This window comes from Bacillus sp. CPT56D-587-MTF (assembly GCF_058792335.1).
The window spans coordinates 3,142,666-3,162,877 of record NZ_JBYTEF010000001.1 but is presented as its reverse complement, the minus strand read 5'-3'; the positions used below and the strand labels follow the sequence as shown (position 1 = coordinate 3,162,877).

At 37.5% G+C, this 20,212-nt stretch carries 12 protein-coding genes and 1 pseudogene; 10 read left to right on the top strand and 3 right to left on the bottom strand.

The annotated features are described in order from the left end of the window. Window positions 1–28: 28 nt before the first annotated feature. Window positions 29–454, top strand: a complete 426-nt coding sequence (locus tag AC3WVZ_RS16290; protein WP_000447820.1) for a divergent PAP2 family protein — start codon at window positions 29–31, stop codon at window positions 452–454. 99 nt (window positions 455–553) lie between these two features. After that, window positions 554–2,407: a terpene cyclase/mutase family protein gene (locus AC3WVZ_RS16285; RefSeq protein WP_233935146.1), complete on the top strand. Its 1,854-nt coding sequence runs from the start codon at window positions 554–556 to the stop codon at window positions 2,405–2,407. Window positions 2,408–2,480: 73 nt separating this feature from the next. Here AC3WVZ_RS16285 and AC3WVZ_RS16280 read toward each other — a convergent pair whose 3' ends face one another. Then, window positions 2,481–2,630 carry a YfhD family protein gene (locus AC3WVZ_RS16280; RefSeq protein WP_001035815.1) on the bottom strand — a complete coding sequence of 50 codons (150 nt, stop codon included), beginning with the start codon at window positions 2,628–2,630 and terminating at the stop codon, window positions 2,481–2,483. Window positions 2,631–2,762: 132 nt separating this feature from the next. Here AC3WVZ_RS16280 and fabG point away from each other — a divergent pair, with 132 nt between their 5' ends. Then, window positions 2,763–3,503 carry a 3-oxoacyl-ACP reductase FabG gene (gene fabG / locus AC3WVZ_RS16275; RefSeq protein WP_000395038.1) on the top strand — a complete coding sequence of 247 codons (741 nt, stop codon included), beginning with the start codon at window positions 2,763–2,765 and terminating at the stop codon, window positions 3,501–3,503. Between the two features lie 50 nt (window positions 3,504–3,553). Here the strand turns inward: fabG and dhaS are convergent, their stop codons facing one another. Continuing rightward, window positions 3,554–5,038, bottom strand: a complete 1,485-nt coding sequence (dhaS, locus tag AC3WVZ_RS16270; protein WP_000080281.1) for an aldehyde dehydrogenase DhaS — start codon at window positions 5,036–5,038, stop codon at window positions 3,554–3,556. A 273-nt stretch (window positions 5,039–5,311) separates the two neighbouring features. On the opposite strand from dhaS, the gene AC3WVZ_RS16265 reads away from it, so the two are divergent. The 6 genes from AC3WVZ_RS16265 (at window position 5,312) to AC3WVZ_RS16240 (ending at window position 11,820) form a co-directional block, all read left to right on the top strand. Continuing rightward, a complete protein-coding gene (locus AC3WVZ_RS16265) occupies window positions 5,312–5,590 on the top strand; it encodes a YhdT family protein (RefSeq protein WP_000656239.1) in 279 nt (92 codons plus the stop codon). A 3-nt stretch (window positions 5,591–5,593) separates the two neighbouring features. Then, window positions 5,594–7,027, top strand: a complete 1,434-nt coding sequence (panF, locus tag AC3WVZ_RS16260) for a sodium/pantothenate symporter (RefSeq protein WP_233935144.1) — start codon at window positions 5,594–5,596, stop codon at window positions 7,025–7,027. A 123-nt stretch (window positions 7,028–7,150) separates the two neighbouring features. Continuing rightward, a complete protein-coding gene (locus AC3WVZ_RS16255; protein WP_065211553.1) occupies window positions 7,151–8,083 on the top strand; it encodes a nucleoside hydrolase in 933 nt (310 codons plus the stop codon). A gap of 117 nt (window positions 8,084–8,200) precedes the next feature. Beyond that, window positions 8,201–9,310: a serine hydrolase gene (locus AC3WVZ_RS16250; protein WP_063220821.1), complete on the top strand. Its 1,110-nt coding sequence runs from the start codon at window positions 8,201–8,203 to the stop codon at window positions 9,308–9,310. Between the two features lie 101 nt (window positions 9,311–9,411). Continuing rightward, window positions 9,412–10,920, top strand: coding sequence for an argininosuccinate lyase (argH, locus tag AC3WVZ_RS16245; RefSeq protein WP_063220822.1), 1,509 nt, complete (start codon window positions 9,412–9,414; stop codon window positions 10,918–10,920). A gap of 66 nt (window positions 10,921–10,986) precedes the next feature. Then, the gene (locus AC3WVZ_RS16240) at window positions 10,987–11,820 is read left to right on the top strand and encodes a GNAT family N-acetyltransferase (protein ID WP_000615373.1); all 834 of its coding nucleotides are present in this window, start codon (window positions 10,987–10,989) and stop codon (window positions 11,818–11,820) included. Window positions 11,821–11,855: 35 nt separating this feature from the next. On the opposite strand, the gene AC3WVZ_RS16235 is transcribed toward AC3WVZ_RS16240, so the two are convergent. After that, a complete protein-coding gene (locus tag AC3WVZ_RS16235; RefSeq protein ID WP_033695963.1) occupies window positions 11,856–12,605 on the bottom strand; it encodes a (S)-benzoin forming benzil reductase in 750 nt (249 codons plus the stop codon). Window positions 12,606–12,721: 116 nt separating this feature from the next. Between AC3WVZ_RS16235 and AC3WVZ_RS16230 the strand changes: the two are divergent. Then, a pseudogene (locus tag AC3WVZ_RS16230) lies at window positions 12,722–20,192 on the top strand (DUF7507 domain-containing protein). The last annotated feature ends 20 nt before the right edge of the window (window positions 20,193–20,212 follow it).

The following is a 20,212-nucleotide window of genomic DNA, read 5'->3' as shown; positions in this document are numbered from 1 at the left end:
CCATTATAGTCAGTAAGGAGCTGAGAACATGGAAACAATTTTACATAATGATCCGCTTATGGCAGCTGTAATTTCATGGTTTTTAGCACAATTAACGAAAGTAGTCTTCAAATTAGTTAAAACAGGTGAATTTGATTTTGCAAAGTTTTTTGCTTCAGGTGGGATGCCAAGTTCTCATGCTTCAACAGTTACAGCGCTTGCTACAGGAGTTGGAGTAGTGGAAGGTGTGGAAAGCTCGATGTTTGCGGTTGCTACAATTTTTGCCATTATTGTTATGTATGATGCTTCAGGAGTAAGGCTTGCAGTAAGTAAACAAGCAAAAATATTGAATGACTTTTTTCACGGTAGAGAAACAGAATATAAGAAGTTAAATGAACTTGTTGGGCATACACCGTATGAAGTAGTAGTCGGTGCTTTATTAGGGATTATTGTCGGAGTAGGGTATTGTTTATGAGCAGAACATTTTATATGTTCTGCTTTTCTTTGTTTTTATACATATTCAGCTACCTTTTTGAATATCGTTATACGGATTTCGAAAGGGTGGGTGAGCAACTTGTTATTATATGAAAAAGTGCATGAAGAAATAGCGAGAAGAACAACTGCACTTCAAACAATGCAACAGCAAGATGGTACGTGGCGGTTTTGTTTTGAAGGAGCGCCACTAACAGATTGTCATATGATTTTTTTATTAAAATTATTAGGTAAAGATAAAGAGATAGAACCGTTTGTAAAAAGATTAGCATCACTCCAAACAAATGAAGGAACATGGAAATTGTATGAAGATGAAGTGGGTGGTAATTTATCTGCTACAATTCAATCTTATGCTGCCTTACTTGCATCGAAAAAATATACAAAAGAAGATGTGAATATGAAGCGAGCGGAAATGTTTATAAATGAGCGCGGTGGGGTAGCGCGTGCTCATTTTATGACGAAGTTTTTATTAGCGATTCATGGAGAATATGAATATCCTTCTCTCTTTCATTTGCCAACACCAATTATGTTTCTGCAGAATGATTCCCCTCTCAGTATTTTTGAACTGAGTAGCTCAGCACGTATTCATTTAATTCCGATGATGTTGTGTTTAAATAAAAGATTTCGAGTAGGGAAAAAGTTATTGCCAAATTTAAATCACATTGCAGGCGGGGGCGGAGAATGGTTTCGGGAGGATCGGTCTCCAGTTTTTCAAACGTTAGTAAGTGACGTGAAGAAAATTATAACGTATCCACTTTCTTTGCATCATAAAGGATATGAGGAAGTAGAACGTTTTATGAAAGAGCGTATTGATGAAAATGGAACATTATATAGCTACGCAACTGCCTCGTTTTATATGATTTATGCTTTACTTGCATTAGGACATTCTATTCAATCACCAATTATTCAAAAAGCTATAACGGGAATCACATCTTATATATGGAAGATGGAGAGAGGGAGCCATTTGCAAAACTCTCCATCAACTGTATGGGATACAGCTTTACTCAGTTATGCTTTGCAAGAAGCTCAAGTTCCGAAAGCAAGTAAAGTGATTCACAATGCATCAGCATATTTACTAAGAAAACAGCAAACGAAGAAAGTAGATTGGAGTGTACATGCACCGGATCTCTTCCCGGGTGGTTGGGGCTTTTCGGATGTGAATACGACGATTCCAGATATTGATGATACAACTGCTGCGTTAAGAGCATTGGCGCGAAGTAGAGGGAACGAAAATGTAGACACTGCTTGGAAGCGAGCGGTTAATTGGGTTAAAGGATTGCAAAATAATGATGGTGGTTGGGGGGCTTTTGAAAAGGGGGTAACGAGCCGTATATTAGCAAATTTACCAATCGAAAATGGAAGTGATATGATTACAGATCCTTCTACACCAGATATTACAGGAAGAGTATTAGAATTTTTCGGAACGTATACGCAAAATGAATTGCCCGAGAAACAAAAACAAAGTGCGATAAATTGGTTAATGAATGTACAAGAGGAAAATGGATCGTGGTATGGGAAATGGGGAATTTGTTATATATATGGTACATGGGCAGTGTTGACTGGTTTACGGTCACTAGGAATACCATCTAGCGATCCATCAGTGAAACGAGCAGCTTTATGGCTTGAACATATACAGCATGAAGATGGTGGCTGGGGAGAATCTTGCCAAAGTAGCGTGGAAAAAAGATTTGTTACTTTGCCATTTAGTACACCATCCCAAACAGCATGGGCGTTAGATGCCCTCATTTCTTACTATGATAAAGAAACGCCAGTCATTCGAAAAGGTATTTCATATTTGCTCTCCAACTCTTATATAAATGAAAAATATCCTACTGGAACAGGTTTACCAGGTGGGTTTTATATTCGTTATCATAGTTATGCTCATATATATCCATTGCTTACTTTGGCTCATTATGCAAAAAAATATAGAAAATAAACCGAGAGATGTCTCTCGGTTTATTTTGTTGGGTAGTAGGTCCCTTTTGAAAAGAATAAGGTTGTGATGTACCTTATTTTTCGGTTGATTGGCGCTTTTGACGTGCATCAGCGGCATTTGCACGTGCATTTGCTTCTAAGTCGTTGTGGTCAGCGAGTTCGCGAGAGAACTCAACATCAATGCCATCAGTTGCTTTGCTTTGTTTGAAATTCTTTTTGTTCATTCGACACAATCTCCTTGCGTTTATGCGACGTTGCAAAGTTAGTTTGACACAAATAGACTTTTTTATACAAAGAGGAATTGGAAAGCAAGGAGCCGAAATATACAGTATAAGTAATAGAAATGGGGGATAGGAATGGAGTTTTTAAATGGGAAAACAGCTGTTGTAACAGGAGCTGCACAGGGAATTGGAAAAGAGATTGCAAGGGTTTATGCAAAACTAGGGGCGAAAGTATTAATTAGCGATGTAAATGAAGAAAATCTACAAAAAACGACACGTGAATTATCAGATGAAGGATATGAAGTGTGCTCATATCGATGTGATGTGAGTAATCAAAATGAAGCAAAGTCGTTAATTGAATATGCGGTTCAAAAATTTGGTACATTACATATTTTGGTGAATAATGCTGGAATTACAAGAGACGCAATGTTACATAAAATGGAGAAGTCTGCTTGGGAACAAGTATTACAAGTGAACTTAACTGGAGTTTTTTATTGTATGCAACCCGCGCTTCTTTACATGAGACAACAAGGGTATGGACGCATTATTAATATATCTTCAATTAGTAGAGAAGGAAACATAGGTCAAGCAAATTATGCGGCTACAAAGGCAGGAGTTGTAGGATTAACGAAAACAGCAGCGAAAGAAGTTGGAAGTTTCGGTATTACTTGTAATGCGATTTGTCCGGGGTTTATGGATACAGATATGACCAAAACGATACCAGATAAAGTGAAAGAAAAGATGGTTGGCGCTATTCCAGTTGGTAGAATTGGAACGCCAGAAGATATTGCGAACGCAGCAGCCTTTTTAGCATCAGAATACGCATCTTATATTACAGGTGAAGTATTAAATGTGAGCGGAGGACTGCAAGTTTAAAGGAATACATAATGAAAAGAACCTGACCAGGTAGGTCAGGTTCTTTCTCATTAATTTAAGTTAAGCCAAACGCTCTTTACTTCTGTATAGTTATTTAATGCGTAAGATCCCATTTCACGGCCAAGACCAGATTGTTTAAATCCTCCAAATGGAGATGCTGCATCAAAGACGTTATAGCAGTTTACCCATACTGTACCTGCACGTACTTTACTTGCAACATAGTGTGCTGTTTTAACATTTTCTGTCCACACACCAGCCGCTAAGCCGAATTGTGATTTATTTGCACGTTCAATTACTTCGTCAATATCGTTAAACGGTATTGCAGAAATAACTGGACCGAAAATTTCTTCTTTTGCGATCGTCATTTCATCATTTACGTCAGCGAATACTGTAGGAGAAACGAAGTAGCCTTGATCGAATGGATTACTTCCTCCGCAAAGTACTTCAGCGCCTTCTTCAATCCCTTTTTCAATGTAGCCCATTACACGTTTTTGTTGTTCTTCGGAAACGAGAGGGCCAATTGTTGTTTCAGGGTTAAGACCGACACCTTGATTTAGTTTTTTAGAATAGAGGACGAGATCAGCCATGACATTATCATACATTTTCTTCGGAACAAATAAGCGTGATCCAGCAGAGCATACTTGTCCTTGGTTAAACATAACACCAGAAAGTGCACCAGGAATCGCGCGAGATAAATCAGCATCTGGCAATATGATATTTGGTGATTTACCGCCTAATTCAAGTGTAACGCGTTTTAATGTTTCGGATGCTTGTCGCATAATTTGTTTACCGACAGGAGTAGAACCGGTAAATGCAATTTTATCAACGAGTGGATGATTAACGAGAGCTTGTCCAGCTGATTCACCGAATCCAGGTACGATATTAATAACACCTTTCGGGAATCCAGCTTCTTCAATTAATTCAGCTAAGTATAGAGCAGATAGTGGAGTTTGTTCTGCAGGTTTTAAAACGATTGTACATCCTGTAGCAAGCGCTGCTCCCATTTTCCACATTGCCATAAGAAGCGGGAAGTTCCAAGGGATAATTTGACCAACGACACCAACAGCTTCATGGCGTGTATAGTTAAAGTAATCACCGGAAACAGGAATTGTTTGACCAACGATTTTCGTAGCCCATCCAGCGTAATAGCGCATATGCTCAATTGCAAGTGGTATGTCTGCTGCCATGGTTTCACGGATTGGCTTTCCGTTATCTAATGTTTCGAGCTGTGCAAGCTCTTCTTTATGTTCTTCCATTAAATCAGCTAACTTGTACATGAGACGGCTTCGCTCAGCGGTGCTCATACGAGACCAAGGACCTTCGTCAAAAGCCATACGAGCTGCGACTACAGCTTTATGAATATCTTCGCGACCAGCTTCAGAAACGACGGCAAGTGTTTCACCAGTTGCTGGGTTAGGTGTTTTAAATGTTTTACCGGAAGCGCTTTCAATGAAAGATCCATTCACATATAACTTTTTTGTACCTTGAAGAAATTTCTCTACCTTTTCATGAAGATTTACAGCTAGTTGACTCATTGTATAACCCCCTTGAAAATATAATGTAAACGCAGTACGAGACGGCGCTTATTCCGAAATCAAGGATGTGGAAACTAGATGGAAAGCCTCTAATTAAAATCATAATTAATAAATACTGAAAATTCAAATTTCATTTGTGTTACAATTGTAAAAAATATGTAATGTAAGAGAATCTTCTATATGATTATAAAAAATCCTGCTTGTTTTTGCTTTCTAGTAGGAAAAACTAGAAGAACAATGGTACAATAATACATCGTGAGAGGAGGGGTAAAAATGAAAGATTATCATGATGATCCACGCTTTCGAATAGCCCATAGAGAAGCGTTAATTGGTCTTGGACTTGCTATTATTAATTTTATAATATGGTACGGATTTGCTTATGGGCTTGGTAGTAAAAATCCGAATGAATATACATATGTATTAGGTTTTCCCGCATGGTTTTTTTATAGCTGTATCGTTGGATTTATCGTTATGGTTATTTTACTTAGTTTAGTTGTTCGTTTTGTATTTCAAGATATTTCACTCGATGAGGAAGAAAAAAGTGAGGAATAATAGATGAATTGGTATGTAATCATTCCAATGATAATTTCGTTTATCGTTGTATTTTTAATTGGTGTATATGCTTCAAGACGTGTGCAAGCAACTGCTCATAATAAATTTTTACAAGAATATTTTCTTGGTGGGCGTGAGCTAGGCGGTTTATTATTAGCGATGACAATGATTGCTACGTACGGTAGTGCAAGTAGCTTTATTGGTGGCCCTGGTATTGCTTACAATATGGGTCTTGGATGGGTACTGTTATCTGCGATTCAAGTTGTAACAGGCTATATCGTTTTAACCGTTATCGGTAAAAAGTTTGCAATTATCGCTAGGAAGATGGAAGCAATTACTCTTATCGATTATTTAAAAGGGAGATACAATAATAAAGCAGTTGTTATACTTTCTGCGTTATGTATTATTATCTTTTTATTTTCAGCGACAGTAGCCCAGTGGGTCGGTGGTGGACGATTAATCGAGTCACTAACTGGTCTATCGTATACAACAGCACTATTTTTATTTACTTTTTCTGTACTTGTGTACGTATTAATTGGTGGATTTCGTGCAGTTGCTCTATCAGATACATTATTAGGAATCATTATGTTAGTTGGAACGACAATCATTTTAATTGCTACTGTCATTGCTGGTGGTGGAATTGAAAAGATTATGCAGGAACTTGTTCAAATTAATCCAAAGTTAATTACACCATTCGGAGCAGATGGCAGTTTAACGAAATCATATGTTACATCATTTTGGATTTTAATTGGAATTGGCGTTGTCGGCTTACCGCAAATTAGCGTGCGTGCCATGTCTTATAAAAATTCAAAAGCGATGCATCAAGCTTTAATAATTGGAACCGTTGTCGTTGGCACAAGTATGATCGGTATGCATTTAACTGGTGTATTTGCAAGAGTAGTACTTCCAGGTATAACGGTACCAGATAAAGTAATGCCGCTACTTGCGATGGAAGTGTTACCTCCTTGGTTAGCTGGAGTTTTCTTAGCTGCACCGATGGCAGCGATTATGTCTACAGTAAACTCTTTATTATTACTTGTAAGCTCGTCAATTATTAAAGATATATATGTAAATTACATAAATAAAGATGCAGCAGACAGTACGATAAAAAAAGGAAGTTTGTGGATTACTGGTATTGTAGGACTACTCGTTTATGCAACGGCGATTAAACCACCAGATTTTTTAATATGGCTAAATTTATTTTCTTTCGGTGGATTAGAAGCAGCATTCATTTGGCCAATCGTATTAGGGTTATATTGGAGGAAAGGAAATGCTACAGGAGCGCTTGCGTCTATTTTAGTTGGGGTAGGCTCATATATGTGTATTCATCTTTTCTATCCAAATCCGTTCGGTATACATACAGTTGTCTTCCCGATTTGTTTTGCGTTTATCGCTTATGTTATTGGAAGTATGAGTGCTGTAAAAAAAACAGTATAGGTTAGCTGAAGAACGTAGTCCTTATAAGACTGCGTTTTTTCGTATGAATTTGTTCTTTTTTTATTCTGTATATCCACGGTTATTCATAAATTAATAACAACTGAGGGGATGGAGTTGAGGTCGATGAAAAAAGTGTTATTTTTAGGAGACCCAGGAATTGATGACTCTTTAGCAATTATGTATGGATTGTTGCATCCTGATATTGATATTGTTGGTGTAGTAACGGGATATGGAAATGTAACACAAGAAAAGGCGACAAGTAATGCCGCATATTTATTGCAAATGGCAGGACGGGAAGATATACCTGTTATTAATGGTGCGAAAATTCCTTTATCCGGAGATATTACGACGTATTATCCAGAAATTCATGGGACAGACGGTTTAGGGCCAATTAAACCTCCAAAAACTTTTTTACCAAATATAAAGCCTTTTTGTACATTTTTTGATCTTCTTGAAAAATATAAAGGAGAATTAATAATAGTCGATGCTGGTAGATCAACAACATTAGCGACAGCATTTATTTTAGAAAAGCCGATGATGAAGTATGTGAAAGAATATTATATAATGGGCGGTGCTTTCTTAATGCCTGGCAATGTAACACCAGTCGCAGAGGCGAATTTTCATGGTGATCCCATTGCGTCACAATTAGTTATGCAAAATGCCAAAAATGTGACATTAGTGCCACTTAACGTTACATCTGAAGCAATTATTACACCGGAAATGGTAAAATATATTACGAAACACTCTAAAACGAGTTTTAATAAGTTAATCGAGCCGATATTTACGTACTATTATAAAGCTTATAGAAAGTTAAATCCGAAAATAAAGGGAAGTCCAGTACATGACGTCGTTACAATGATGGTTGCGGCAAATCCATCCCTTTTAGATTATGTATATCGTCGTGTCGATGTAGATACAGCTGGAATTGCAAAAGGAGAGAGTATTGCTGATTTTCGGCCTCAACCTGATGCAAAAGCATTAAAAAATTGGGTGCGAATTGGTTGGTCGTTACATTATAAAAAGTTTCTTGAGGATTTTGTGAAATTTATGACGTAGACATAATAGGAGCATACAAGTTAAAATAATGGAGATGGTTATGTAAATAACCATCTCCATTATTTTGTTTTTAAATGATAAATAGAGAAGAGTTACACAATAGGAGAGGAATTTTACTTGAAAAAAACTATAGTATGCGCAGTAATTGTGGGTATTTTTGTTTTGCTAATATCGGGTAACTTTTTAGTGAAAAAAGTGTGGAGTTCAAATAATGATGATGCACAGTATATTGCATCTTTTATTGAAGAACATAAAGATGAAAAAAATAGTGCGCTTCTAGTAAAGAGAAATGATAAAGTTGTTTATTCTGTAAACCCAAATGTTGTATTGCCAGTTGCTAGTACGATGAAATTAATTGTGGCGCTTGAATATACGAAACAAGTTACTGATGGGAAAATTGATTCTTCTAGTTTCGTGTCGATTAATGATGTGAATCGCTATTATGTGCCGAATACAGATGGTGGTGCACAAGATAGATGGCAAAAGTATTTGGAGAAGACGGGCAAGATAACTGAAGGAGCGGTTTCTTTAGAAGAAGTGGCAAAAGGAATGGTTAAGTTTAGTTCGAATGCAAATGCTGAATACTTAATGGAATTGTTAGGATTAGATAACATCAATCGAAATTTACAAAGTTTATCACTTCCTGCACATCAACCACTATTTCCAATCGTCTCATCTTTGTATATCCCGGGATATTTGCATAAAGAATTACATGTTCCAAAATATAAAATAGAGAAAAAGTTAAAAGAAATGTCTCAAGAGCAATATCGTGAATATGCGATGATTATTCATGAACGCTTAAAGAAGAAGGGACCATTATTACAGAAGGAAATTCCGCTTTATTTAGAGGAACGTTACGACAAAATTTGGTCAGATAGATTACCAGCAGCTTCTGCAAATGATTATATGGTATTACTTCAAAAGGCAAACCATAAAGGTGGCTTGACAGAAGCTGAAGAAAAAGTGTGGGCAAATATCGTTGAAACAGACATGAGTGCCAAGAAATACCGTAAAACATTTAGACATGCTGGGCAAAAGAATGGTTATACACCATGGACGGTTACAAAAGCAGTTTACGCTATGGATAAACGTGGAAACTGTACGGAGATTGTGTTTTTGGCGAATAATTTAAATGAAGACGATAGTGCAGAAATACGGAAACATTTAGCAAACTTACATTTCCAAGTGTTGCAAAGTGATAAGTATGATGCGACTTTTATTAAATAAACTCGGTGCAGAGAGCACCGAGTTTATTTTTATGTACAGGCACTTTTTTTCTATCAATGGGTATGATGGGTAGTAATACTTAGGTGAGAGGGGAAAAGGTGATGAAACAGAGTAAGGAAGAGTTTATAAAGAGTGAAGGCGCTGATTTCCCTGGAAAAACATATGTGGATTGTGTATTACAACATGTATTTGATTTTCAACGAAATTACTTATTGAAAGATATGTTTCAAGTGCATAAAGCACATATTACGATGCTGACTGAAGAAAGTTTAATAAAAATAGAAGAAGCTAAAGTTATATTAAACGCACTTAGAAAAGTAGAGCGAATACCAAAAGATAAATTGGTATATACAGAGCAGCATGAAGACCTCTTTTTTTTAATCGAACATTTAATTTCTCAAGAAGCGAAATGCGATTTTGTAAGTAATATGCATATTGGTAGAAGTAGAAATGATATGGGTGTAACGATGTATCGCATGAGTTTAAGGCGGTATATATTACGATTAATGGAACATTATTTGCTATTGCAAGAAAGTGTACTGCAACTTGCTGATGATCATAAGGAAACGATCATGCCAGCTTATACACATACACAACCGGCACAGCCAACAACATTTGGTCATTATACGTTAGCAATTTATGATACGATGCAAAGAGATTTAGAACGAATGAAAAAAACGTACCAGCTTTTAAATCAGTCTCCAATGGGGGCGGCTGCACTCTCTACAACAAGTTTCCCGATTAAACGAGAACGAGTTGCTCATCTACTTGGATTTACAACTGTAATTGAGAACTCATATGATGCTGTTGCCGGAGCGGATTATTTATTAGAAGTTAGCTCGCTACTTATGGTAATGATGACGAATACGAGTAGATGGATTCATGACTTTTTGTTGTTAGCAACGAAAGAATATGACGGTATTACTGTTGCAAAGCCATATGTACAAATTAGTAGTATTATGCCGCAAAAACGAAATCCGGTTTCAATTGAACACGCTCGTGCAATTACGAGTAGTGCTTTAGGAGAAGCATTTACAGTATTTCAAATGATTCATAATACACCATTTGGTGATATTGTCGATACGGAAGATGACTTGCAGCCATATTTATATAAAGGGATTGAAAAGGCGATTCGTGTTTTTTGTATGATGAATGCAGTGATCCTAACGATGAAAGTAGAAGAAGAAACGTTAAAAAGTCGTTCCTATAAACATGCAATAACGATAACGGATTTCGCTGATGTTTTAACGAAAAATTATGAAATTCCATTTCGGCATGCTCATCATGCAGCAAGTGTTATTGCAAATATGTCATTGGAGCAGAAAAAAGAACTACATGAATTACACTTCAAAGATGTAAATATGTATTTGCAAGAACATTTTAAAATAAATTTATTAGAAAAAGAGTGGAAAGAAATTATATCGCCAGAAGCTTTTATTCAAAAAAGAAATGTATACGGTGGACCGAGTAAAAAAGAAATGAAGCGTATGATTAAAAATCGAAAAGAGTCCTTTCGAAAAGAAGAAGATGTATTTGAAAAGGAAAAACAGAGAATTTTACAAGCTGAAAATGCCTTGAATACATTAGCTTTGAATATTATTGAATCGTAAAAGAGGGATTTAATGAATTAATCGCCAATACTTAATTAAAATATAAATAGAGAGAAGAGATTGTCGATGATTCAATTACATGTATATGAAGAGATTTTTCATTTTAAAGAAGATGTTACACCATTTCTAGAAAAGAATGAGCAGGAAAACAATCTCATATTAGGTGTATTACAAATGGTTCAAGAACCGATATTTATGGGGATAGCGAAACAAGGAGAAGACATTGCGGTTGTATTTCTGCAAACAGAAGAGAAGAAACAAATCATTGTTGCAACTTCTGAAATTTCGGGAGTAGCTATTGAGGAACTTGCAAAAGAGTTAACGAAAGTATATCCGGATATTCCTGGATTGATCGGTAATAAGAAAATTGTACAGAAATTAGCGGAAGAGATTGCGGTATTAGAAAATAAGAAAATGAATGTTGCAATGGAGCAAGGTGTGTATGAGTTGAACAGAGTAAAGAAGAAGTGTAATGCGAATGGACTTTTTCGAGCGGTAAATAATGATGAATTACCATTAATAGAACAGTGGATATATCAATTTTGTGAAGATGTAAAGCTTCCTACTACGAAAGAAGAAGCAAAACAAACTGCATATACATTAATAACTACAAATCGACTGTTTGGTTTGGAAGTGGATGGGAAACTCGTTTCTGTAGCTGCAAAAACGAGACCAACTAAAAATAATATAACAGTTAATTTTGTATATACGCCGAAAGAAGCAAGGAAAAAGGGATACGCATCTAAGTGTGTAGCGGCACTTAGTCAACGTATGTTAGATGAAGGGTACAAGACGACTACGTTATATACTGATTTAGCGAATCCGACATCGAATAAAATTTATCAAGAAATTGGTTATGAGCAAATTGCGGAGTCTGTGCTTATATTTTTAGAGAAGTAGAACAAAAAGGCGTGCTATTTTAGCACGCCTTTTTGTTATTCATCAATTCTAATAACCTCGCCTTGAGGGAAGTTTTCAGTTTCTAGTAAGTTACGAATAGCTTTCGCAACGTATTCAGGTGATAATAGCTTTCCTTCTTCTTTTAATGCGATGAATCGATCTAAATTTGTGAAGTCTTCTTTATTTGTTTCCCGAATTTGTGCTTGCATATTTGTATCAACGACACCAGGTGCAAAAGCGACGATTTTTACTGGATATTCTTTTTCTGCTTCTTCGGTTGCTACGCACTGTGTAAACATATTTACACCAGCTTTCGTCGTACAATAAGCGCCCCATCCGAAATAAGGATTTTTTCCTGCGCCAGATGAAATATTTATAACGCGTTTATCTACTTTCCAGTCTTTTGTATGTTTCATGAAAGTAGATGTAAGAATCATTGGAGCAAGTAAATTAATGTGAACGTTTGTAATGAATTGTTCGCTTTCTGCTTTTTCAATTGGTTTCATAGGTGCAACTGTACCCGCATTATTAATTAAATGAATAGAGGATATATTGTCTTTTTTAATAGATGAAATGATCTCTTTAAAGTTAGTTTCTAAGTTATGTACATCTTGAAGATCTAGGGAATGAAAAATGCAATTGCTGTTATATTGCTCTGCAAGTTTCGTAAGCTCTTTATTTTCTCTTCTAGAAATAGAGATGACAGTTGTATTTTTTTCTAATAATTGCGTAGCGATTGCCTCACCTAAACCTTGTGAAGTTCCTGTTATGATAACGTAGCGCATAGTTTTATAAACCCCTCTCATATGTGCGGAATTTTGTTGGACAACGTACATTGTATAGTTTGTCTACATTTTATAGTATAGAGCACTTTTTACTATAATTGAAATGAGATGATTGTGTGCCTTTTATAAATAGGTTTACGACAACAGTACCTGGTGCCGTCACGTTTACTGGGAATACGCTGGGACTTAGCCCTACATCACCTGCACCAGGTAATATTTTTGGTACACTTGCTGTGTTTACGACAGTAAATACAGCATTGCAAGTACCAGGATTCCCAGCGGGGACAACAGATGAGTGGCAATTGAATTCTTCAAGTGCAATTTTAAATATTCCAGCGGGAAGCAGTGTGTTATATGCAGAATTAGTTTGGGCTGGTACTTTCCGGACTGATACGGAAGATGTTTTACCATTTTTAAATGATAACATTACATTTACAACGCCAGCAGGGACGTTTTCTGTTACGCCAGATCCTGCTACCGCGCAGCAAGGTTCAGTAGGAAACCAGTTTTATTATGCTCGCTCTGCCAATGTAACGAATCTTGTTAGTGCAGGTGGAGCAGGCACATATACTACAGGTGCCGTGCCAGCTGCAAGAACTTCAGCCGACCCGACAATCAGTCGTTCAGCTGGATGGACGCTTGAGGTTGTGTATCAAAATGCAAGTTTACCACTTCGAAATTTGTCAGTATATGCAGGTCAAGAAATTATCGATGCTTCATCCCCGCCAGTTGATGCTACAATTTCAGGTTTTGCTACGCCGGCAACAGGAGCTGTTACAGGAAGAGTGCTCGTAACTGCTCAAGAAGGTGATTCTAACATTGTTGGAGATCAACTTCGCTTTGGGCCGAATGCAAATGCTACAGTTGCATTATTCGGACCGAGAAATCCTGCGAATAATTTCTTTCAGTCACAAATTTGTAATGATAGTGGAAATTTAGATACGAGCGGCACGTTTGGAGATTTGAATCAGCCGTTAGGGGTAGCTTTGGCCGTCCGAAGACAAGGGTGGGATATTACGAATGTAGATGCCTCCTCATCTTTAGTAAACAATCAAACATCAGCAACGGTTCGATTTGTTACAAATGGAGATGGATATGCAGCAGCTGGTTTTGGTGTTCAAATTGATGCAACAGGTCCAATTATTAATCCTGTTAAATCAGTTAATAGAACAGTCGCAGGGGTAGGGGATATTCTCACTTATACGATTACGGTCCCAAATACAGGAACAGGAAGTGCAGAAAACGTTGTATTACGTGATAGTATTCCGAACGGAACGACGTTTGTTGCAGGTAGTGTTACGGTAGGGGGAGTAACACAGCCGAATGCAAACCCTTCTAATGGAATTAATTTAGGTACAATCCCAAATAACACGCAAAGAATTGTTACATTTCAAGTTCGAATAATATCATTCCCGAATCCCAATCCTATTTTAAATCGTGCAATGGTGTCATATCAATTTCGTCCTTTCGTTGGTAGTCCTCCTATTACAAGTACGTCTTCTTCAAACACAGTACAAACGACAGTGAATCAAGCAACTATAAGTATGCAGAAATCTGTAGATTTACAGACGGCAACGCTTAATGATGTATTAACGTACACAGTTAATATCACAAATAATGGAAATGTCACTGCGAGCAATGTTATTTTTGTTGATAGTATCCCTGCTGGAACAACATTTGTCGCAAATAGCGTTACGGTAAATGGAGTAGCGCGTCCAGGAGCGAATCCAGCAAGTAGTATTAATCTAGGAAGTATTAATGCTTCGCAAACGACTGTAGTGCGCTTTCAAGTTCGAGTAACATCGAACCCTCTTGTCAATCCAATTCCAAACCGTGCAAGTGCAACATTTACCTTTACTCCAGTGCCTGGTCAACAACCAGTTTCAGGGCAAGCGACAAGTAATACTGTAGTTACGACAATTAATATAGCTGATATAACAACGAGAAAAACAGTGGATAGAGCTTTTGCAACGGTTAACGATGTTCTTACGTACACGGTAACAATTCAAAATACAGGAAATGTACTTGCAACGAACGTTATTTTTCAAGATCCAATACCAATTGGAACGACATTTATAGCAAATAGTGTGACTGTGGATGGGGTTTCACAACCTGGGGTAAATCCAGCGACTGGGTTTACAGTAGCAAATATATCTCCCGGCGGAAGTAGGACAGTGACTTTTCAAGTACGAGTGACATCAACGCCATCAGGAGGCACAATTGCGAATCGCGGAAATGTAACTGCTAATTTCGTCGTTATTCCAAATCAGCCACCAATAACGATTAATAGACAAACGAATACAGTTGTGACACAAGTTAATACAGGCGGTTTAAATGTAATAAAAGAAGTGAATACAACGCAAGCGGCAGTAGGAGACACTTTAACATACACAATTGCCGTTCAAAATACAGGGAATGTTCCGTTAACAAATGTATTTTTCCAAGACCCTATTTCTTCTGCTGTTTCATTTGTTGCAAATTCTGTAACAATTAATGGAGTACAGCAAAGTGGACTAAATCCGAATACAGGATTCTCTCTTCCGAATATTCCTGCGGCTCAAACGGTTGTAGTCACATTTGACGTAGTAATTGTACAGAATCCAGAAAATGAAGATATTTTAAATCAAGCAAATGTAACAGCAAGCTTTCAAGTGAATCCGAATGAACCACCAGTAACAATCAATGTACCGAGTAATGTTGTGAATACGACAGTACAATCAGGAAACTTTGAAGTTGTGAAAGCAGTCAATACGGATGTTGCAACAGTAGGGGATATTTTAGTATATACAATAGAAGTCATAAATGCAGGTAGTGTACCAGCTACGAATGTATTTTTCCAAGATTCAATTCCCCAAGGGACATTATTTATTGAAAATAGTGTAGTTGTGAATGGTGTTTTACAAGAAGGGGCAGATCCAGAACTTGGATTCCCATTAAATAATTTGCCTACTGGCGCCAGTGTTATTGTTACATTTGAAGTATTAATTGATGAAATTCCCCAAGGAAATAATGTTGTAAATAATGCGAATGTAACTGGAGATTTCCTTGTAAATCCAACAGAGCCGCCGATTACTGTAACAGTACCAAGTAATACTGTTATGACGATCGTGAATTCTTCAGGGTTAAATGTAATGAAAAGTGTAAGTGCTACTGAAGCCGGTGTAGGAGATACGTTAACGTATACAGTTCGTATACAAAATAGTGGAACGGTGACAGCGACAAATGTATCATTCCTTGATCCGATTCCAGTTGGAACCACTTTTGTAGCGAATAGTGTAACAATAAACGGGACACCTCAACCAGGTTTAAACCCGACAACTGGATTTCCACTTGCTAATATTCCAGTAGGAGGAATGGTGACGGTCACTTTTCAAGTGACAATCACGAGTGTACCACCAAATAGAGTTCTTCCGAATAATGCGAATGTCACTGCTGATTTCCAAGTAAGTCCTCTCCAGCCACCAATTACAATTGTAACGATTAGTAATATTGTTGTGACGCGAGTGAATGTAGGATCACTTAATGTAATGAAGAGTGTAAATACACTACAAGCCGGTGTAGGAGATACGTTAACGTATACGATTCTTATTCAAAATACAGGAACTGTTCCTGCAACGAATATTGTTTTTCAAGATCCAATTCCGTCTGGTACTGCCTTTGTAGCAAATAGTGTGACGATAAATGGAGTCGTACAGCAAGGCGCGGATCCTATGCTAGGTTTCCCGGTACCAAATATTCCGGTCGGGCAAACGGCTACGATTACGTTTCAAGTTACAGTGACGAGTGTTCCGAGCGGTGGAAATATAAGAAACCAATCAAACGTTACTGCAAGTTTTCTTATAAATCCAGCAAACCCTCCAATAACGACTGTTACAAATAGTAATTTTGTAGTGACGCAAGTAAACACAGCACAGTTAAATATACAAAAATCTTCATCTGTACAACAAGCAGCACTTGGAGAAACTTACACGTATTCTGTTGTTATTCGAAATAACGGTACAGTAACAGCAACGAATGTCTCTTTCCTTGATCCAATTGCTTTAGAAACAACTTTTGTAGCAAATAGTGTAACGATAAATGGAACGCCACAACCTGGATTTGACCCAAATGTTGGTTTCCCGCTTCCTAATATTGCAGCTGGAACATCATTGACAGTAACGTTCCAAGTTACGGTAGTTGCACCGTCTACACGTGGAGCAGTATTAAATACAGCATCTGCTACAGCCACTTTCTTATTAAATCCTTTACAGCCACCTGTAACAACAACGAATTCAAGTAATACAACGGTAGTTACAATACCGTTACCTCCTGGTGAAGTAACTGCAACAAAGACAGTTGATGTTGCAACTGGGGCCGTTGGGGATGTATTAACGTATACTGTGCTCATTTCAAACGTAGGAATTATCCCTGTTACAGATGTGTTCTTCCAAGATGTCATACCAGAAGGAACGACGTTTGTTGACAATAGTGTAACGATAGGTGGAGTGCAGCAACTTGATTTAAATCCAGAAATAGGATTTACAGTTACTCCATTATTAATCGCTGGTGGAAGTATTGAGGTCACATTCCAAGTGACGATTACAGAAATTCCAGATAATGAAGTCATATTAAATGATGCAGATGTTACATTTACTTCACAACCAAATCCGCAGGAACCACCGATTACGGAAACGATATTAACAAATTTAGTCGTTACGACAATTAATATAGCGTTTATTTTTCCATTGAAACTAGTAGATAAAGAAGTAGCGACGGTAGGAGAAATATTAACGTATGATGTATTGATTTTTAATTTCGGAACAGTGCCAGCGACGAATGTTCAATTTATCGATACTACTTCCGCGGGTGTAGCATTTGTACCAGGAAGTGTGAGCATAAACGGGGTACCAGCACCAGGATTAGATCCTTTCATTGGTTTTACAGTTCCAGATATACCTGTCGATGACTTTGTACTTGTCACATATCAGGAAGTGGTTACAAGCATACCAGAAGGTGGAACGATTGTTAATTTTGTAGACGTTACAGCTACATTTGCTGTAAGTGAAACAGAACCGCCTATTACGGAAACAACGACAAGTAATACGACATTAACAGAAATCAATGAGCCTGGTTTGAATGTTTTAAAATCAGTGAGTCAGCCGGTTGTTGCAGTAGGCGATACAATCACATATACAACAGTAGTTCAAAATACAGGAACAGTGCCAGCAACGAATATTCAATATAGTGATGTATTACCTTCCTCTATAGCATTCGTGCCGAACACTGTAACGATAGACGGTGTGTTACAACCTGGATTCAATCCGAATAATGGATTCCCGCTTCCAGATATAAACCCAGGTGAAAGTGTAGAAGTCATCTTCCAAGTAACCGTTGTTAGTGCGCCATCAAACGGAACAATTGCCAATACGGCAAATGTAACTGGAAGTTTTGTATTAGTACCAGGAGAACCACCAGTTATAGTAACAGAGCCGAGCAATACAACACTTACAACTGTAAATAGAGGGCAATTTAATGTTATTAAACAAGTAAATAGGGTTGCTACTCTCGTTGGAGATATATTAACGTATACGGTTCAAATAACAAATACTGGAACAGTAACAGCTAATGCTGTTCAGTTTGTTGATACCATTTCAGCAGGGGCGTCATTTGTACCAAATAGTGTAACGATAAATGGAGCCTCGCAACCAAACTTAAATCCGATTACTGGATTTGGAGTTGGAGATATCCCAGTTGGTGAAACAGTTATAGTGACGTTTCAAGCGACAGTTACAAACATCCCGTCATCAGGAACAATTACGAACGTTGCAAATATAACAGGAAGCTTTACTTTAGTGCCAGGAGAACCACCAATTGTAGTAACAGAGCCGAGTAATACGACGATAACTAGAGTGAATAGAGGACGATTCAGCGTTATAAAATCTGTAAATAAAGAAGCGACACGATTAGGAGATACGTTAACGTATAGTGTGCAAGTTACAAATACGGGAACGGTAACAGCAACGAATGTTCAGTTTATCGATGTTCCATCACCTAGTTTAGAATTCGTTCCTGGAAGTGTACAAATAAATGGGATTCCGCAAGTAGGTTTAGATCCATTTGTAGGCTTTGCATTGCCTGATCTTGCAGTAGGGGGATAGTGTATTAATTACATTTGAAGTAAATGTAATCGCAGTTCCGCCTTCTAGTAGCATTATGAATACAGCAAGAGTAACGGGTGATTTCGAATTGATTCCAGGAGAACCTCCGTCTACAATTACCAATTCAAGTAATACGACGGTTACGCCGGTAAATAGAGGTAGCTTAGATATGCTAAAAGAAGTAGACGATTCAGTTGTTGGTGTAGGAGAAACGGTAACGTATACTGTTCGTATATTAAATACTGGTACTGCTGATGCAATGAATGTTCAATTTATCGATGTGCTATCTCAGGAAGCTGATTTCGTTCCAAATAGTGTAACGATAAATGGGGTTCCGCAACCGGGGTTAAATCCGCAGATTGGATTTACGATACCTGATATACCAGTTGGTGAGACGTCACTTGTAACATATGAAGCTACGATTACAAGTTTTCCGGATGGTGGTACAGTAGTGAACGTTGCTGGGGCGTTAGCAGAATATATTTTAGTACCAGGGGAGCCGCCAGTTACAGTGATGGATACAAGCAATACAGTTATAGTGACGGTAAATACTGCAATCTTATTTGTTGCAAAAGGAGCAAACTTTGAAGTAGCAATGATAGGGGATGTTGTCACTTACGGAATCGCTGTTATAAATGATAGTACAGTTCCTGTGACCAATATTGTGTTAACAGATATCATTGATCCGAATACGCTATTTATAAATGGTACGGTAACGGTAAATGATGTACCTCTTCCATTTGCTAATCCGAATACTGGTATTCCGTTAGGTGATTTTCAGCCAAATGATGCAGCAATTATTAATTTCCAAGTTGTAATAATAGGAGGGCAAGTAAATAATTTAGTTACAAATACTGCTACAGCGAATGGGCTTGCAACTGTAAATCCGAATGAGCCGCCAGTAGTAGTTGAAGGTGATAGTAATACAGTTGTTATCCCGTTTATTCCTCAAAATGTCTCAACGACAGTCGTAAAAACGGCAGATTTACAGGTAGCAACAATTGGAGATGTCATTACGTTTGCGACAGTCATCACAAATACGGGTGATACTGTAATGCAAAATATTCGTTTTCAAGATATGTTAGATAGTAGTGTTCGATTTGTTCCTGGAAGTGTAACGGTTGATAATACGCCAGTGCCGAATGTAAGCCCGGCAGTAGGGTTTCTTATCGGAAGTTTAAATCCTGGTGAAGCAAGGACAGTTTCGTTCCAAGTAGCAGTACAGAGCGCGCCAAATGGTTCAGGAAATTATATAAATCAAGCGAGTATTCGTTTTGAACATCAAGTAGGCACAGTATTGCCACCTGTTACACAAATAGTAGAAAGTAACATAGTTGTCATTCCATTTGTTCCAACGATTGAACAAATTTGCGAAACAAACTTTAATTGCTTAGATAAGATTCCATTTCAATGTTCTCCGTGTAATCATTTGCATGGACATAAAAAATAAAAACAGAAAGAGCATCCTGA

What these genes read in the sequence shown, in the direction of transcription:
- AC3WVZ_RS16240 (WP_000615373.1), top strand. Translation starts at nt 10,987, where the DNA reads ATGATTCAATTACATGTATATGAAGAGATTTTTCATTTTAAAGAAGAT.
- AC3WVZ_RS16265 (WP_000656239.1), top strand. Translation starts at nt 5,312, where the DNA reads ATGAAAGATTATCATGATGATCCACGCTTTCGAATAGCCCATAGAGAA.
- AC3WVZ_RS16255 (WP_065211553.1), top strand. Translation starts at nt 7,151, where the DNA reads ATGAAAAAAGTGTTATTTTTAGGAGACCCAGGAATTGATGACTCTTTA.
- panF (WP_233935144.1), top strand. Translation starts at nt 5,594, where the DNA reads ATGAATTGGTATGTAATCATTCCAATGATAATTTCGTTTATCGTTGTA.
- argH (WP_063220822.1), top strand. Translation starts at nt 9,412, where the DNA reads ATGAAACAGAGTAAGGAAGAGTTTATAAAGAGTGAAGGCGCTGATTTC.
- AC3WVZ_RS16290 (WP_000447820.1), top strand. Translation starts at nt 29, where the DNA reads ATGGAAACAATTTTACATAATGATCCGCTTATGGCAGCTGTAATTTCA.
- AC3WVZ_RS16280 (WP_001035815.1), bottom strand. Translation starts at nt 2,630, where the DNA reads ATGAACAAAAAGAATTTCAAACAAAGCAAAGCAACTGATGGCATTGAT.
- fabG (WP_000395038.1), top strand. Translation starts at nt 2,763, where the DNA reads ATGGAGTTTTTAAATGGGAAAACAGCTGTTGTAACAGGAGCTGCACAG.
- dhaS (WP_000080281.1), bottom strand. Translation starts at nt 5,038, where the DNA reads ATGAGTCAACTAGCTGTAAATCTTCATGAAAAGGTAGAGAAATTTCTT.
- AC3WVZ_RS16235 (WP_033695963.1), bottom strand. Translation starts at nt 12,605, where the DNA reads ATGCGCTACGTTATCATAACAGGAACTTCACAAGGTTTAGGTGAGGCA.